We start from the raw sequence: 1,255 nt of genomic DNA, 5'->3' as shown, positions 1-1,255 counted from the left end.
TGGGCCTGTCCCCCGGCAGCGTACGCCATGAAGCTGGTTATCCAGTCTTCTGCCTCAAGCTCTTTGCATATTCGTTCGGAGAACGATACCCCAGAGCTGAGTGCAGTCGACTGCTGTTGTAAAACCCATGCACATAGCTGGCGATCGATAGCTGTGCCTGTTTTTTGGTGGGGTAGACCCCAAAAGCCTCCTCTCTTTTCAGCGTAGCGAAAAAACTCTCCGCCACTGCGTTATCCCAGCAATTTCCCTTTCGACTCATGCTCTGTTTGAAGTCCTTCTTAGCTAACGCTAGACGGAACTTACTGCTTGCGTACTGACGGCCCTGATCGGAGTGAAATACTGCTCCGCTAGTGCCAGAACAGGCGCTCCAGGCATTCAGAAACGCACTTTCCACCAGGCCATCTGGCATGCGGTCTGACAAGCTGTAGCCCAAGATCTGGCGGGTCTGGATGCTCAACACTACGGCCAGATACAGCCAACCCTCTCTGGTTGGGAGATAGGTGATATCACTGACCCAAGTCGGGGTGGGGTTATCGATGGCAAACTGGCGCGCCACCACATTGTCCGCGACCGGCAAGTAATGGTTGCTGTCAGTGGTACAGGGCCTGAAACCGCGTTTGGACTTGCCGTGTATACGCTCCTCCTGCATCAACCGGCTGACTCGCTTGTGGCCCACTGCATACGATTTCTGGCGTAAGGCTGCGACCAACCGTGGCCGACCGTAGGTGTGTCGACTGGCCGCATAGACGCTGCGCAACTCAATGCGAATCTGAGCGTCAGGATCAGGGCGAGGCTGCCTGTGCGTGTAATCGTAGAAACCTGAAGTCGAGACTTCCATCACCCGGCACAACACACGTACCGGGTATTGAGTCCGTTCAGCAGCGACGAAGGCGTATCTCACCTGGACTCTCTGGCGAAGAATACCGCCGCCTTTTTTAGGATTTCACGCTCCATTTTTAGCTCGGCAACCTCGGCTCGCAGGCGGGCAAGCTCGCTGTCCTCCTTAGTGATGGGCTTGCGCTCGGGCGAGCTCAACGGTTGACCCTTGCGCGTGGCGTTCACCCAGTTATCGAGCGTTTTGACGGACATCTCTAGCTGGCGGGCAGCTTCGGTTCTGCCAACGCTTTCAGCTAACGCAACCGCTTGAGTCTTGAACTCATCGGTGTAGTTACGGCGAGTGGATGGATACATGGCAACCTCCAAGAGAACGATTTAAGTATCGCTTCTTGGCGTCCGTTGTCACGGGACAGGCCCA

The 1,255-nt window shown here is 55.7% G+C and carries 2 protein-coding genes; both read right to left on the bottom strand.

The genetic code is table 11. The features are described 5' to 3' along the window. Nucleotides 1–37: 37 nt before the first annotated feature. On the bottom strand, nt 38–901 hold the full coding sequence (locus tag CER19_RS25430; RefSeq protein ID WP_116668409.1) for an IS3 family transposase: 864 nt from the start codon (nt 899–901) through the stop codon (nt 38–40). Beyond that, nucleotides 898–1,191, bottom strand: a complete 294-nt coding sequence (locus tag CER19_RS25425) for a transposase (RefSeq protein ID WP_020300742.1) — start codon at nt 1,189–1,191, stop codon at nt 898–900. The genes CER19_RS25430 and CER19_RS25425 overlap by 4 nt, the downstream gene beginning before the upstream one ends. Nucleotides 1,192–1,255 lie beyond the last annotated feature (64 nt).

This window comes from Pseudomonas sp. GL93 (assembly GCF_003408955.1).
Classification (GTDB): Bacteria; Pseudomonadota; Gammaproteobacteria; order Pseudomonadales; family Pseudomonadaceae; genus Aquipseudomonas; species Aquipseudomonas paracarnis.
This window is presented reverse-complemented; position numbering and strand designations above follow the sequence as displayed.

Coding starts and splice junctions, on each gene's coding strand:
- CER19_RS25425 (WP_020300742.1), bottom strand. CDS start 1,191: ATGTATCCATCCACTCGCCGTAACTACACCGATGAGTTCAAGACTCAA.